The sequence below is a fragment of the Janthinobacterium sp. BJB401 genome (assembly GCF_013372745.1).
GTDB classification, from domain to species: domain Bacteria; phylum Pseudomonadota; class Gammaproteobacteria; order Burkholderiales; family Burkholderiaceae_D; genus Janthinobacterium; species Janthinobacterium rivuli.
This window is the reverse complement of sequence record NZ_JABXFH010000057.1, coordinates 1-13,841: the sequence shown is the minus strand read 5'-3', so window position 1 is coordinate 13,841 and position 13,841 is coordinate 1. Positions and strand designations below refer to the sequence as shown.

Here is a 13,841-nt window from a genome sequence, read left to right as displayed (position 1 = left end):
TGGTTGCCGCGGCCACATTATACGACGGGTAGAAAAAAACACGCGCAGGGAATAGCGATTGAAAAGACCGGGGACTCGTTTCGATAAGCGAGAGAGGAAACAATTAATTATACTGCCGCGCAGCGGAGCATTTAATCAGAGCAAGGAAACCAATGAATCAATTAGCAATCCAGGGAATCAGGAAAATATTATTAAAGAAACATCAAAACAAAAAGGCCATGCGCGCAAGGTGCCGAACATGGCCATCACCTCGCTTATTGCGGATTCGTCGCCACGATGAATGGATCGAAAGTCAGCAGCGTGTTATTCGCCAGCAACAAGGTCATCGTATATTGCACATTGCTGCCTTTGGCATTCACGCGGCCGCCCCATACGGTATTGCTGTATTGCGGGTAAGGCGCCGGATTGATCATGCCATTGCTGATGGCGGTGCCACCGAAGCTGTGAATGGAAACCTGCTCGGCCGGGTCCAGCGATTCGACGTTCCAGACGATGGTGTCGCCGTTCTGGCAGGTGGTCACCAGTTCATTGCCGCCTTCGTTGCCGTTGCCCGAGTAGCCCGTCGTGTCGACCATGAAGACATACTTGCTCAGATTTTTTTGCGCCACTGCCTGACCGACATTGACCGCCACCAGTACGTTAATTGTTGCCATGGATTTACCCCTATTTGGAATGGAATTAAACATTACAACTATCCTTTGTGCGATGAAATAACGAAGATCCAGTCAAATTACCGGCAGCGCTTCGCACGCAATCGGAATGCATCACTGGCGCATAAAAACACGCGAAATGTATCAATTAAAAATACACAGAATATATCAATAAATCACCAAATCTATCGATAATATCGTGCGCTTGATGATCAATAATATTTTTTGACCCGCATTATCGCAACCACGATGAGAGGATATTTTAATTATTTTTTCAAGTCAAATTATTTTTAATAATAATCAGAATCTATCCATTAATAACATTTAATTTTTAAATGAAATTTTTTATGAATTGAGTATTGGTATTCCGTGTTTGATTTACCGCAAACAAGTGAGGTATTTCAACGGAAATAGATGATGGGAGGCGAACAGGCGCAGGCAATGGCTGCCGCATGCGGGCCGGACGGCCCTGCGGCAACTCAGCTCGTTTGCAGCATCTTTTGCAGCACTGCATCGAGCTCGTAAAAATCCACGGGCTTGGTCAGGTGCAAATCGAAGCCCGCATCGGACGCCATCTGGCGATCCTTGTCCTGGCCCCAGCCCGTGACGGCCACGAGGATGGCGTCCTTGCCGCAGGGTTCACTACGGAACAGGCGCGCCACGTCATAGCCATTCATGTGCGGCAAGCCGATATCGAGCAGGATCACTTGTGGCATGAAAACTTGCGCCGCCGCCATGCCGGCCGGGCCATCGTAGGCCGTGCGCACGTCATAGCCGAGGATGTCGAGCGCCAGCGCCAGGCTTTCGGCCGCGTCGGCGCTGTCGTCGATGACCAGCACCTTGCCCTCGCGCGTGCCGGCCAGCAAGCGGCGGTTGGATTCGGGCGGCGCCAGCAAAGGCACGGCCGGCAGCGGCAGACGCAATGTAAAGGTGCTGCCCTGCCCGACGCCATCGCTGTGCGCGCTGATGCTGCCGCCATGCAATTCGGCCAGGCCGCGCACCAGCGACAGGCCGATGCCCAGCCCACCCTGAGCCCGCGACAGGGCCGGCTCCAGCTGCGAAAACAGGTCAAATACCTTGTCCAGGTGCTCAGGCGCGATACCGATGCCCGAATCACGCACGGTAATGTGTACGTCGTTTTCCGTGCATGCCACGTCCAGCCCGATGATGCCGTTGGCGGGCGTGTACTTGACGGCGTTGGTCAGCAGGTTGCCGATCATCTGCCCCAGGCGCGTGGCGTCGGCGTCGAGCCAGACAGCTTGCGGCCATTGCTCCACGAGCACCTTGTGGCCCGATTGCGCCGCCAGCTCCGCCACGCTGTGCAGGGCGGCCTCCACTACGGGCGCCAGTTCCACGCTGGCGCGGCGCAGTTCCAGACGGCCTTGCGTGATGCGCGACACTTCCATCAAATCGTCGACCAGGTGCGTCATGTGGCCCACCTGCCGGCCCAGCACGTCGCGCGCCCAGCACAGCTGCGGGTCATCCAGCTGCGCCAGGCGCAACACTTCCAGCACATTGCGCATGGGCGCCAGCGGATTGCGCAGTTCGTGCGCCAGGGTGGCCAGGAATTCGTCCTTGCGCCGGTCGGCGGCCGCCAGCTGCTCGTTGAGTTCGCCCGCCTCCTTGCGCGCCAGTTGCAGCTGCTGTTCGTACTTGCGCCGGTCGCTGGCGACAAAGGCGGCGATCTCGTCATAGCGAACGCCGTCATGCACGCGGCGCACGGCGTTGAACAGCATGGGGATGGATTGCCCCTGGCGCTGGCGCATGTCGAGCAATATTTCCGATACGCTGCCCTGCACCTGCATCAACGGCAGCCAGTGCGTCTGGTGAAACACGCGCCCGCCGATGGTCAGCAAGTCCTGCAACTTCTTTTTCCCGATCAATTCTTCGGCGCCATAGCCGAGCCAGCCGCAAAACGTGGCGTTCGCCTGCACGATGGTGCCGTCGGCCGTGCACAGCAACAAACCGCAGGCCGCGTGCTGGAACAAGGTAGTGGTATCAGGCAAGGAAGGCATCGTGTCGCGCATTACAGGTGCAGGCCGTCGAGAAAGTGGCGGACGGCGCGGTAGCTGGCATCGGGCGCGCTCATGTGCGGGCAATGGCCGACATTGTCGACCACGTGCAGGCTGCTGTGCGGCAGCATCTCGCGCAGGTATTCGCCCACAAACGGCGGCGCGATGAAGTCGTCGCTGCATTGCACGATCAGGGCCGGTATGCTGTTGTGCGGCAAGACGGCGCGGTGGTCGGACAAGAACGTCGCTTGCGCGAAATGCCGGGCGATGGCGGGATCCGTGCGGCAAAAGCTGCTCACCAGGTCGCCTGCCAGCACCGGCTGGTCGGGCGCGCCCATGATGGCAGGCGCCATGCCGGCGGACCAGCCCAGGTAATTGCTGTCCATGGCATCGAGCAAGTCGTCGATATCGGCACGGCTGAAGCCGCCACGGTAGCCGGCCGCCGCATCGTCGACATAGCACGGTGACGGCGCCAGCATGACTTGCGCGGCGAACAGCTCCGGTTCGGCAATGGTCGCCAGCAAGGCACTCATGGCGCTGACGGAATGGCCGACGCAAATCACGGGGCCGCCGCCAACGGCATGGATGACCCGGCGCAAATCGGCGCCATGCGCGTCGAGCCGCGCGTAGCTTTCGAAATCATAGGCGCCCAGGTCGGAAGCGCCGCTGCCGACCAGGTCGAACAGCACGGTGCGGTAGTGGGGGCGAAACAGCGGTTCCAGGTAGCGCCACATGGTTTGATCGCAGCCAAAGCCATGCATGAACACCATGGTGGTTGCCGCGTGCCTTGGCGGCACGGCGCTGCATTCGCGAATGCGGACATTGTTCCGGTCTTCTATGCGCATGCCGCTTCAGCCTTGAATATTTCCATGTGGAATGTAAATTAACTTCTTGCTAGCATCTTAGCATGCGCTATTTAACCTTGGGCAACATCAGTGGCGCTGGACAAACGCCACGCCACGGCGGATAATGAGAACGATTCCCATTATCAAAATGCCAGGCTCGTGCCTGGCCCTGTGCGCCCCGGTGGCGCCTGCTGGCGGCAACAAGCCGGTTTCATGTTGAAGGTTTGTACCGCATGCGCGCTTTCTGGACTGTCATACACCGCTGGGCCGGTCTCACCATCGCCCTCTTCCTCATCGTTGCGGGCCTCACGGGCGCCGTCACCTCATGGGACCACGAACTGGACGAGTGGCTCAACGCCGACATCATGGACACGCCGGGCCGCGGTCCCCTGCAGCAACCATTTGTGCTGGCGCAAAAAGTCGCCGCTGCCGACCCGCGCGTGGAAGTCAATTACATGACCCTGGGCCTGGAAGAAGGCCATGCGGGCGCCTTCATGGTGCGCCCATTGACCGACCCGGCCACGAACAAGCCGTTCGTGCTCGACTACAACACCGTCTACATCGACCCCGTCACGGCGCAGATCACGGGCACGCGCGATTCGACGGCCATTTCCCTGTCGCGCCGCAGCCTGATGCCGTTCTTGCGCCATCTGCACTACAGCCTGCACGTGCCCGCCTTCTGGGGCACGGACCGCTGGGGTTACTGGCTGATGGGGACGGTTGCCCTGATCTGGTTGCTCGACAGCATGGTGGCGTTTTACCTGACCACGCCGCGCCGTTTGCGCCCGCGCGCGCAAGACGAAACGCCGCGCCACCGCGACGCCGCCAGCTGGTGGCGGCGGTGGAAACCGTCGTGGGTCGTGCGCTGGGCGGCCGGCGGCTACAAGCTCAATTTCGACCTGCACCGCGCGGGCGGCCTGTGGGTGTGGGCCGTCATTATTGTTGTCGCGTTTACCTCGTTCTCGCTGAACCTGTACCGCGAAGTGTTTTATCCCGTCATGTCGCTCGTCTCCACCACCACGCCGGGACCGTACGAAACGCAGACGCCGGCGCCCTACGGCACCTACATCACACCCGTGATCGGTTTTGAACAGGCGGTGGACATCGCCAAAAAGCAGGCCGTGCAGCGTGGCATCACGGCGCCCATCGGCGGCATTTATTATGGCGGCAATTACTCGTTCTACAACGTCTCCTTCTTCGACCCGGCCGACGAATTCGGCGCGGCCGGCATGGGCCTGTCGAACCTCTACGTCGACGGCATGGACGGCAGCATCATCGGCCAGCACAAGCCGTGGGAAGGTACGGCGGCCGATGTCTTCGTGCAACTGCAATTCCCCCTGCACTCGGGCCGCATCCTCGGCTTGCCGGGCCGCATCATGATGTCCTTCATGGGCGTGATGGTGGCCATGCTGTCGGTGACGGGCATCGTCATCTGGGAGCGCAAACGGCGCGCGCGCCGGCTGCAGGCGCGAAGCCATTGAAGCTTACCTGAAGCAGCACCCCCATCACGGCGCAGGCGGACGCATTCAGCCTTCGCCGCACACGCGCACCGCGTAACTCCACCCCACCTCCGCACTTCGCTACACGGTAGCCGGCTCATGCCGGCTGTCCGCGCTGCGCTCTCCATGCGGCTAAATGCAGTTTACTTGCAATAGAGTTAGGTGCAAGTTATTATTGCAACTTAATTGCATCTACACCTTCGCGCTGCGCCTGCGTCCAGCGCCAGCACCCATTCCGTCTTTTTAGAGAGTCTTATGCGCCATCACGTATTCGCAGCCGCCATGCTGTCCACTGCCCCGCTCGCTTACGCGGCCGACGACGTTACCTTACAGACCATCAAAGTCCGGGCAGACAAGCCTTCCACCATCGACAGCGTCGTTCTGGTCGAAAATACGCAAGCCCAGAACAGGACCTTGGGCAACATGCTCGAGCATGTCTCGGGCGTGCAAAGCAGCGCCTTCGGGCCGAATGCAGGCGCACCGGTGATACGCAGCCTGAGCGGCAGCCGCGTGCAGATACTTGAAGATGGCCAGTCCATCCTCGGCATGAATGCGCTCAGCGGCGACATCAACATCCCGTTCGATCCCCTGTTTGCGCGCAGCGTGACCGTCAACAAATCGTCCGATAGCGTGCGTTTTGGCGGCAATGCGATTGGCGGCAGCGTCGACGTCGATTCCGGCCTCATTTCCAGGAAGATGGAGGACAAGCCGAAAGACCTGGAATCCGTCCTGCGCAAGGGCTTCAACGACGCCAACGCCCAGGGCTTGCGCATGAACTTCAACGATGGCAAGCGCTTCTCGACCAACCTGCAGATGTCCTTCCAGAAGATCGGACACTACGATATTCCGGGCAACAGCAAGGCCGCCGTGTGCAACAGCCAGCTGTTTCCTTCGAAGGGCGGCGTGAATACCTTTCTGGCCGACAGTTGCCAGAAAGAAGCGAGGATCCAGCAAGTCTACAACAAGGCGTCGCAACCGTTTATCGACCAGTTCATGAAGGAAAATCCGGACTGGGCCGACGGTGATTTTTCCTTCTATACGAATCAGCCGACCTCCGTCTGGCAGCGCAAGACCTACGTCAATCCGGCCAACCCCGCTTACGTGCCCGGTACGCCCAAGACGGTGCAAAACAAGATCAACAAGGATGTGACTCCCGACTACCACGGCACCCTGGGCAACAGCCATGCCAGCAACTCCCACTTTGCCGTCGGCAGCACCTACTTTTTCGATCGCGGCTACGTGGCCGTCAGCGTCGACACCAAAAATAGCGAGTATGGCGTGCCGGGCTTTTCCATGGAAAACAAGTCGTTCGGCGCGAACTATGACGAGGGACTGCCCGTCGGCGTCGTGATCAGCCAGGATAAATATGCGCTGGAAGCGAAGCTGCTCGACCCCGTCGCGTATATGGAAAGCGCGCAGCTGCGCGTATCCCGCCTGAACAATACGTCGGGAGAACGTCTCGGTGCGGCCAAGGCGAACGATTACCAGTTCGACACCAATCAGGCCGAACTGCTGCTGGCGCACCGGCGCGCGGGCCCATTGAGCGGCTTGCTTGGCTTGAGCCATCAATCCCGGGAAATCGCCGGTAGCGGACCTCAACTGTACCTGCCCGATGCGAGCACGGTCAGCAATGCCCTGTTCGTCAAGGAGAGCCTCGACCTCGACTGGGCCACTTTCGATGCCGGCTTTCGCCATGAAAAAGTGGACCACGAGATCCGCAAGAGCGGCTTCAAGACGTCGAGGAATGCGAAAAATGTCAAACTCGAGGACAAGTCGTTCAGCCTGAACAGCTATAGCCTGGGGGCCTCGGCCAAGCTGGGCCAGCTTTTCGGCGCGAAGCTGCGCTATGCCGCCTCGGAAAGAGCACCCGACGTCAATGAGTTGTACGCGAGCAACCGCCACTATTCGATCATGACGCAGGAAGAAGGCAACCAGGACCTGAAGGCCGAGCGCGCGCGGAATACCGAGCTTACGGGCTTATTCGCCAATCGCGGCTTCCAGCTGTCCGCAACGGGCTACGTCATGAAGTACGAAAACTATCTCTACCTTGGCCATTCGGGAGCGCAGATGGCCAATCGCTTGCCCTTGAAATATTGGAAGCAGACCGATACGACGGTCAGGGGATTCGAGATCGATGCCTCCCAGGTGATTCAGCTTGGCGGCTACGGCAAGCTGAACCTCTCCGCATTTGCCGACCTGGTCAAGAACAAGGCGGACAATCCCGACAAGCTGCGCGCGCACAACGACGGCGCCTATCTGCCCAACATGCCCACCAACCGCTATGGCGCCAACGTGCTGTGGGAAAACCAGGGGTGGAAGACCCGGCTTTCCGGCACCTGGTACGACAAGCAGAAGTATCTGGGCAAAAGCGTCAGCGAGGAAGTGCCGCTCGACGGCTACACCATGGTGAACTTCCAGGTGAGCCGCGCACTGCAGGTGCCGAATTCACCGTTCGCAGGCCTCGAAGTATTTATTAGCGGCACCAACCTGCTCGATAACGATGCCAGGCCGCACAATTCTCCACTGAAATATATCGCGCCCTTGCCGGGCCGTGGCTTCCAGATTGGACTGAGTGCCAGGCTCTAAGGCGCGGCGCCGTCCCGCTCCCGCCTCACCAGCGCCAGCAGGCTGTCGCTGCGGTTGCCATCGCAGCAGATGGCCACGCCGTCCGTGAAGTCGGGCGCCGTCAGCCGCGTCAGGACGCTGCCAGGCGGCATTTCCAGCGCCAGCCGTGCGCCCCGCTCCCACGCCAGGCGCACGGTACTGTTCCACTGCACGCGCTGCGCCATGTTGGCGGCCAGGCTGTCGCGGATGCGGGCCGGGTCGAACAGCGCGCGCGCCGCGCTGCTGCTCAGGTAGACGAGCGATGGCCGGCGCACTACCACACCATCGAAGGCGGCAGCCATGTCGCCCGCGGCAGCCTCCATCAACGGGCAATGCGATGGCACGCTGACGGCCAGGCGCTTGGCCTTGCTGGAGCCATGCGCGAGGGCAAGCGCCATCACGGCGTGCAAGGCGGCTTCGCTGCCGGCAATGGCGATCTGGCGCGGCGCGTTCAGGTTGGCGACATACACGGGCGTGGCCGCGCCATGCACTTGCGCCAGCAAGGGTTCCAGCTGCGCAAGATCAAGTCCGATGATGGCCGCCATGCCGTAGCCGGTGGGATACGCTTGTTCCATCAACTCGCCGCGCCGCGCCACCAGGCGCACGGCGTCCGCATAATCGAGCGCGCCGGCGACGACGGCCGCCGCATATTCGCCAATGGAAAAGCCGACCACCATGTCCGGCAACGCGCCGCGCGCGACCAAGGAACGCGCCATGGCCACGCCCGCGATCAGCAAACACAGTTGCACGGCCCGCGTCGAGGCCAGCGCGGCAGCCGTGTCCAGCGCCAAGGGATCGTGACCCAGCACGTCCGCCGCTTCGGCCAGAACCGCCGCCACGGCAGCATCACCGGGCAGCGCATGCAACATGCCCGGAGTCTGGGCGCCCTGGCCGGGAAAGGTAAATAACACGCTCATGCCAGCTCCCATGGCGTGGCCGTCAGCACGGGACCGTGATCCGTTTTCAGCAAGACCTTGGCCCGCCCCGCCGCCCACTCGGCATACGCAAAGCCGCCACGGCCCGTGTCGATCTGCAGGTCCAGCCGGCACGCCGTGACAGTGGCCGCGATGGCGCGCAGGGCGTCGGCCTGGGCGAGGTCCGGCGGCGCGCCGATGCGCAGCACGAGATCGAGGTCGCTGTCGGCGCGCAGCACGGGCAAGCCGCTGGCCAGCGCGAAACCCGCGCCGCCCGTCGGCCCCCAGGCCCAACCCGTGGCGTCGAGCAGCGGCGCCACCAGCCGTAGCGCGTACAGCGCGGCGCAGGAAAAATCCGCCACAGGCGCATGCGCCAGCATTTCCGGTGTCACGCGGCGCGCGACGGCGGCAGCGTCTATTTCAAACCCGTGCCGCTCGCTGCGCAGCATGCCGCGCAAGCCCACGGGGATGCGCCCGGGCAAGCAGCTGGCGCGCCGCACCACCACCGGTGCGGCCTGCAGCCAGGCGGCGTCGGCCCAGACGGGCAAGCATGCGTCGTCCGGCAAGCCGTCCAGCCACAGCAAATCATGCGCGCGCCAGGCTTCCATCAGGCCACCACCGCCTTGACGGCAAAGAACAGCAGCGAAGGGCCCAGTAAGCAGCCCAGGCCCGTATGAAACGTGGCCACCAGCGCGCCATACGGCACCAGTTTGCGGTCGGTGGCGGCCAGGCCCGCCGACACGCCGCTGACGGTGCCGGCCAGGCCGCCGAAGACCATGGCCGAACGCGGCGTTTTCAGGCGCAAAAAGCGCGCCGCGGCGGGCGTGCCCACCATCACCAGGATGGCCTTGATGAGGCCCGCCGCGATACTCAGGGCCATGACGTCCGAGCTGGCGCCGATGGCCGCACCCGTGACGGGGCCGACGATGTACGTGACGGCGCCGGCGCCGATGGTGGTCATGCTGACGGCGTCCGAATAGCCAAACGCGTACGCCACGCCAGCGCCGACGAGAAACGGCAGCACCACGCCCAGCATCAGCGCCACGACGCCGATCAGGCCCGCCTTGCGCGCTTCCGTCGCCTGCACCTCGAAGGCCGTGGCGACGATGGCAAAGTCGCGCAGCATGGCGCCGCCCATCAGACCGATGCCGCCGAACAGCGACAAATCGGCCAGTCCCTTGTGGCCGCCGCTATGCACGCCGCCCCAGTAAGCGAGGCCCAGCCCGATCACGATGGCGATGGCCGAGCCATGCACGCGGCCCAGGGTCAGATACTTCGACAGCGCCACCGACAGCAGCATGATCAGGCCGACAAAGGCGAATGCCGTCACCAGGCCGTTGTGGATGGCGGCTTTTTCAAAGAGTTCAAGCATGACGGTGCTCCTTGATCAACATCGGGTCGGCTTCGGCGGCGGGGTTTTCCATCCTGTTCATCAGAGAAATGACGGCGCCGCAGACCAGCACGGAACCGATGGCGGCCAGCACGGCCACCGGCCCGCCACGCAGCGCCGCCACCACGTCCTGCTGCGCCGCCATCGCCACCACCACGGGAATATACATGGCGCCCCAGTATTCGACGCCCCGTTCCGTCATCTGCGGCAGCCAGGCGCGCCGCTGCATGTAGAGCCGGGCGCAGATCAGCAGCAGCATGGCGATGCCCACGCCGCCCACGTTGGTCTTGACGCCCATCAGCTGCCCGAGCAGGTCGCCCAGGAAGATGCCGAGCAAATGGCATAAGGCCAGCAGTGCGGTTCCGTAAATGATCATGATTTGTCTCCGTTATAGGAATAGGAATGACTTGGTGTCTTCTCTGTTGTTTCACTTACCACTGCTGCCCCAGCACCTCCCTGACTTTTGCCGACGCCTGGCGGTGCGGCGCGCCCAGGCGGCTGGACAGGTCGCGCTGCGGATCGGCGCGGATGTCGGCCAGCGCCGCCTGCAGGCTGCCCTGCACCTGTGCCAGATCAAGCTGGGACGGATCGTCCGGCTGCGCCACCTGCAAGGTTTGCCACAGCAGGCCCAGGGTGGCGTAGTTGCCAATGTCGTAGGCCATCGGCGCGATGCTTGCGGCCAGCGCTTCGAGCGCCGCCACGGTGCGCAGGGTGATGCGCGCGGCCGAGGCCTTGCCCATCGCATGCACCATCACTTGCGGATCGTCGAGCGCGATCAGGCGGTTGGCCTGGTAGCCGTGCGCGAGGAAGGCGCCCGACATGGCCTTGCCGACGATCAGGCCAATCACGGGATGGCCGGCCAGGCGCGCCTCGGCATACGCCCCCGCCGCGCCGGCCAGCGCCTGGTGGATGCCGTACGCTTCCTCGCGCCGGCCATACGCCTGGCTGGCCACGTCGATGACGGCGACGATGGGCCGTTTCACGGCCAGGTCACGGTCCTCAAGCACCACCTGCTGCACGGCGCGCGCCAGCTGCCACGCCTCGACCAGGCCGATTTCACCGGTACGGGCGCGCGTAAACCGGTTGTCCGGGTCGGGCAGCACGGCGAGGTAGCGCGCAGTTTCTCCGGCCAGCGGAGCGTCGACCACGCGCACGGAAGGCGGGTAGCCGTCCAGCGGCGCAGCGTTATTCGTGAGTGCCGCCAGCCAGACGGCGCCCCGGCTCGTATCGGTGATGGCGTTCATGCTGCGGTTCCTTTGCTGTAGATGGCGCGCACGGCTTGCGGCGTGGCTTGCGGCCCGGCGTCCACTTGCGCCAGGCGGGCGAGAAAATCATCTGCCTGACTGCTGCGGTGCTGTGCCGGCACGCCGCGTGCGAACAATGCGGCCACTGTGGCGCGCATCTGCGCCGTATCGTCCTCGACATAGGCGTCGGCCAGGCCGCTGTGGAAACGCTGCTCGCCGCCCGTGAGGCTCCAGATGAACGGTTTGTTGCGCGAGTCGAATTCGTCCACGCCCGCTTCCTGCTCGATCACGGCGGGACCATTGAGCCCCAGGCGCGCCTCGCGCGTGACGATCAAGTAACTGCACAGACCTGCCGCGATCGACATGCCGCCGTAGCAGCCGACGGTGCCGGCCGTGATCCCGATCACGGGCTGGTAGCGGCGCAGATCGACAATCGCCGCATGGATGTCGGCGATGGCAGCGAGGCCCAGGTTGGCTTCCTGCAGGCGCACGCCGCCCGTCTCGAACAGGATCACGGCGCGTGTCGGTATGCCGTTGCGGTTGTCGCGCGCCGCCAGTTCCAGCGCGCCGGCGATTTTCGCGCCGCCCACTTCGCCCATGCTGCCGCCCTGGTAGGCGCCTTCGATGGCCAGCACCACGGCCGGCTGGCCGTCGAACAGGCCCTTGGCCACCACCACGCCGTCATCCGCCTGGGCCGTCACGCCTTGTTGCGGCAGCCAGGGCGAGGCGATGCCGCAGAACGGATCGAGCAGTTCGCGCATGCTGCCAGCGTCCAGCAAGGCCCTGGCCCGGCTGCGCGCCCCGCGTTCGATGAAGCTGTCGCGCTCCAGCAATTCCTTCAAGGTGCTCATGCCGTCCTCCCCGCTTGCAATTCTTCGTAGGCTTGCTCGATGCGCATGCGCACCACGCCCGGCGTGGCGCCGCAATCGTTGATGACGATGCGCGCCGCCGGCAGCGGCTCGCCGCCGAATACGCGCTGCAGGAGCGCATCCCACACGGCGCCCTTGCCATCGACGGAGGTGTTGACGACGATGCGGGTCACGCCATCGTCGCCTGGCTGCAGCAGCACTTCCAGATCGCCCGAGCCGACGACGCCGGCCAGGGCGCGGCTAGACGCCGGCTGCCCGGCCGGGAATGTATAGTCACGCGTTTCCATGCGCTTCTCCCTGTGTCAATCGGTCGAGGAACAGGGTCGCGGCCAGCAGATCGGCCGCGCCGCCAGGCGACACGCCGCGCGCCAGCGCCACCGCTTCCAGCGCCAGCAGCGCTTGTGAACCGTCGGCCGTGGCCGCGCCGCCGGCCGCCAGCACCCGCGCCGCCCCTGCCTGTAATGCCAGTAGGGCCGTCTCGCCGCCGCGCGACAGCACGCAGGTGTCGTCCAGCTGGCTGATAATCGCCAGCAAGGCGTTCAGGCGCGCCGTCGTTTCGTTGTCGCCGCGCGCCCGCGAGGCGTACAGCTGCGCCAGCCCCACATCTGTCACCAGCGGAAAGCCGGCGCGGGCCTGGCCCCGTGCGCCGTCGACCTGGTACTGGCGGCACGCCAGCTCGCCCTTGTTGCCGGTGGCGCCAGGCGCGCCGCGGTCATGCAAACGGGCCAGCGCACCGGCCCGCGCCGCCACGGCTGTTGGCGCCAGCGATGCGCCGCGCGCGCCCTGCTGCGCCGCCGCCGTCACCAGGAGACCCAGCGCCCAGATGGCGCCCCGGTGCGTGTTCACGCCGCCCGTCGCCGCCAGCATCAGCGCCTCGCCATCGCGGCCGATGGCGCCGATGCGCTGGCGCAGCTGGTCGTCGTCTTCACTCTGCGCGCCAGCGTCGGCCATGGCGGCAAACACGGGCTCCAGCACGCAGGCCGAATGGCACATCAGGGCCCAATTCAAGTCCGTGTGGGCGCCACGGCTGCGCAAATCGACCAGGCCCGGTTTCGGCGTCAAGGTCACTTCATCGAGCAGCGCCTGCAGCACTTGCCGTCCCAGCGCGGCAGAACGTCTCTGCACTGGCCTTATCATCATTGTGCTCATTGCAATCATTACCAGCTCCTGAATTTGGCGGGTGGTTGATACAGGCCGTCCGACCATTCGACCAGGTCGGCGATGCTTTTCGCCGCCAGCAGCGAGCGGTTCGCCGCGCCGCGCTGCACGCCGATATCCTCGGGCAGCGCGATCAGGCCGTCGGCGCGCAATTTCGCCGTCGTCTTCGGGTCGTGGCGCAGGCCGATGGGCGTCACGCCAGCGACCGCCGCCAGCATGGCCTTGCGTTCGTCGAGCGAGCGGGCCTTGTACAGGTAGGCGATGCCCTCTTCCGTCAGCACGTGGGTGACGTCGTCGCCATAGATCATCACGGGCGCGAGCGGCATGCCGCTGGCCTGGCCCACTGCCACGGCGTCGAGCGATTCGACGATCGTCGGCTGGCCGCCATCCTGGAACGTCTCGACCATCTGCACCACCAGCTTCTTGCCGCGCGCGAGCGGGTCGTCCGTCTCGATCAGGTCCAGCCAGGCCGGCGTCGGGTGGCGCCGGCCATGCGGGTCGTGGCCCATGTTGGGCGCGCCGCCGAAGCCGGCCAGGCGGCCATTCGTCACGGTGGACGAGTTGCCCAGGCCATCCATCTGCAAGGTGGCGCCGATGAACAGATCGACCGCGTACTGGCCAGCCAGCTGGCACAGGGCTCGGTTCGAGCGCATGGA

14 protein-coding genes are annotated in these 13,841 nt (G+C 63.9%); 2 read left to right on the top strand and 12 right to left on the bottom strand.

Translation table 11 applies throughout. From position 1 onward, the window contains the following. Nucleotides 1-254: 254 nt before the first annotated feature. From HWE17_RS25195 to HWE17_RS25185, 3 genes are all read right to left on the bottom strand, one after another. Complete coding sequence (locus tag HWE17_RS25195; protein WP_176390679.1) at nt 255-653, bottom strand: hypothetical protein; 399 nt, start codon at nt 651-653, stop codon at nt 255-257. Between the two features lie 476 nt (nt 654-1,129). Beyond that, nucleotides 1,130-2,665, bottom strand: a complete 1,536-nt coding sequence (locus HWE17_RS25190; protein WP_176390678.1) for an ATP-binding protein — start codon at nt 2,663-2,665, stop codon at nt 1,130-1,132. A gap of 11 nt (nt 2,666-2,676) precedes the next feature. Continuing rightward, complete coding sequence (locus HWE17_RS25185; protein WP_176390677.1) at nt 2,677-3,507, bottom strand: alpha/beta fold hydrolase; 831 nt, start codon at nt 3,505-3,507, stop codon at nt 2,677-2,679. Nucleotides 3,508-3,740: 233 nt separating this feature from the next. Here HWE17_RS25185 and HWE17_RS25180 point away from each other — a divergent pair, with 233 nt between their 5' ends. Next, nucleotides 3,741-4,988 carry a PepSY domain-containing protein gene (locus HWE17_RS25180; RefSeq protein WP_176390676.1) on the top strand — a complete coding sequence of 416 codons (1,248 nt, stop codon included), beginning with the start codon at nt 3,741-3,743 and terminating at the stop codon, nt 4,986-4,988. Between the two features lie 300 nt (nt 4,989-5,288). Then, nucleotides 5,289-7,592, top strand: a complete 2,304-nt coding sequence (locus HWE17_RS25175) for a TonB-dependent receptor (RefSeq protein ID WP_255206386.1) — start codon at nt 5,289-5,291, stop codon at nt 7,590-7,592. Here HWE17_RS25175 and mdcH read toward each other — a convergent pair. From mdcH to HWE17_RS25130, 9 genes are all read right to left on the bottom strand, one after another. Next, a complete protein-coding gene (gene mdcH / locus HWE17_RS25170; RefSeq protein WP_176390674.1) occupies nt 7,589-8,527 on the bottom strand; it encodes a malonate decarboxylase subunit epsilon in 939 nt (312 codons plus the stop codon). The genes HWE17_RS25175 and mdcH overlap by 4 nt on opposite strands. After that, entirely contained in the window at nt 8,524-9,132 is a 609-nt protein-coding gene (locus tag HWE17_RS25165) for a malonate decarboxylase holo-ACP synthase (protein WP_176390673.1), read from the bottom strand. The genes mdcH and HWE17_RS25165 overlap by 4 nt, the downstream gene beginning before the upstream one ends. Beyond that, complete coding sequence (gene madM, locus HWE17_RS25160; RefSeq protein ID WP_035818466.1) at nt 9,132-9,896, bottom strand: malonate transporter subunit MadM; 765 nt, start codon at nt 9,894-9,896, stop codon at nt 9,132-9,134. The genes HWE17_RS25165 and madM overlap by 1 nt, the downstream gene beginning before the upstream one ends. Beyond that, entirely contained in the window at nt 9,889-10,290 is a 402-nt protein-coding gene (madL, locus tag HWE17_RS25155; protein WP_176390672.1) for a malonate transporter subunit MadL, read from the bottom strand. Before madL ends, madM begins: the two co-directional genes overlap by 8 nt. A 55-nt stretch (nt 10,291-10,345) precedes the next feature. Then, complete coding sequence (gene mdcE / locus HWE17_RS25150; RefSeq protein WP_176390671.1) at nt 10,346-11,158, bottom strand: biotin-independent malonate decarboxylase subunit gamma; 813 nt, start codon at nt 11,156-11,158, stop codon at nt 10,346-10,348. Further along, the gene (locus HWE17_RS25145; RefSeq protein WP_176390670.1) at nt 11,155-12,009 is read right to left on the bottom strand and encodes a biotin-independent malonate decarboxylase subunit beta; all 855 of its coding nucleotides are present in this window, start codon (nt 12,007-12,009) and stop codon (nt 11,155-11,157) included. Before HWE17_RS25145 ends, mdcE begins: the two co-directional genes overlap by 4 nt. After that, nucleotides 12,006-12,314 carry a malonate decarboxylase subunit delta gene (locus HWE17_RS25140; RefSeq protein ID WP_176390669.1) on the bottom strand — a complete coding sequence of 103 codons (309 nt, stop codon included), beginning with the start codon at nt 12,312-12,314 and terminating at the stop codon, nt 12,006-12,008. Before HWE17_RS25140 ends, HWE17_RS25145 begins: the two co-directional genes overlap by 4 nt. Next, nucleotides 12,301-13,167, bottom strand: a complete 867-nt coding sequence (locus HWE17_RS25135; RefSeq protein ID WP_255206385.1) for a triphosphoribosyl-dephospho-CoA synthase — start codon at nt 13,165-13,167, stop codon at nt 12,301-12,303. Before HWE17_RS25135 ends, HWE17_RS25140 begins: the two co-directional genes overlap by 14 nt. A gap of 17 nt (nt 13,168-13,184) precedes the next feature. Beyond that, the coding region (locus HWE17_RS25130; RefSeq protein WP_176390667.1) for a malonate decarboxylase subunit alpha at nt 13,185-13,841 on the bottom strand (657 nt) is incomplete at its 5' end.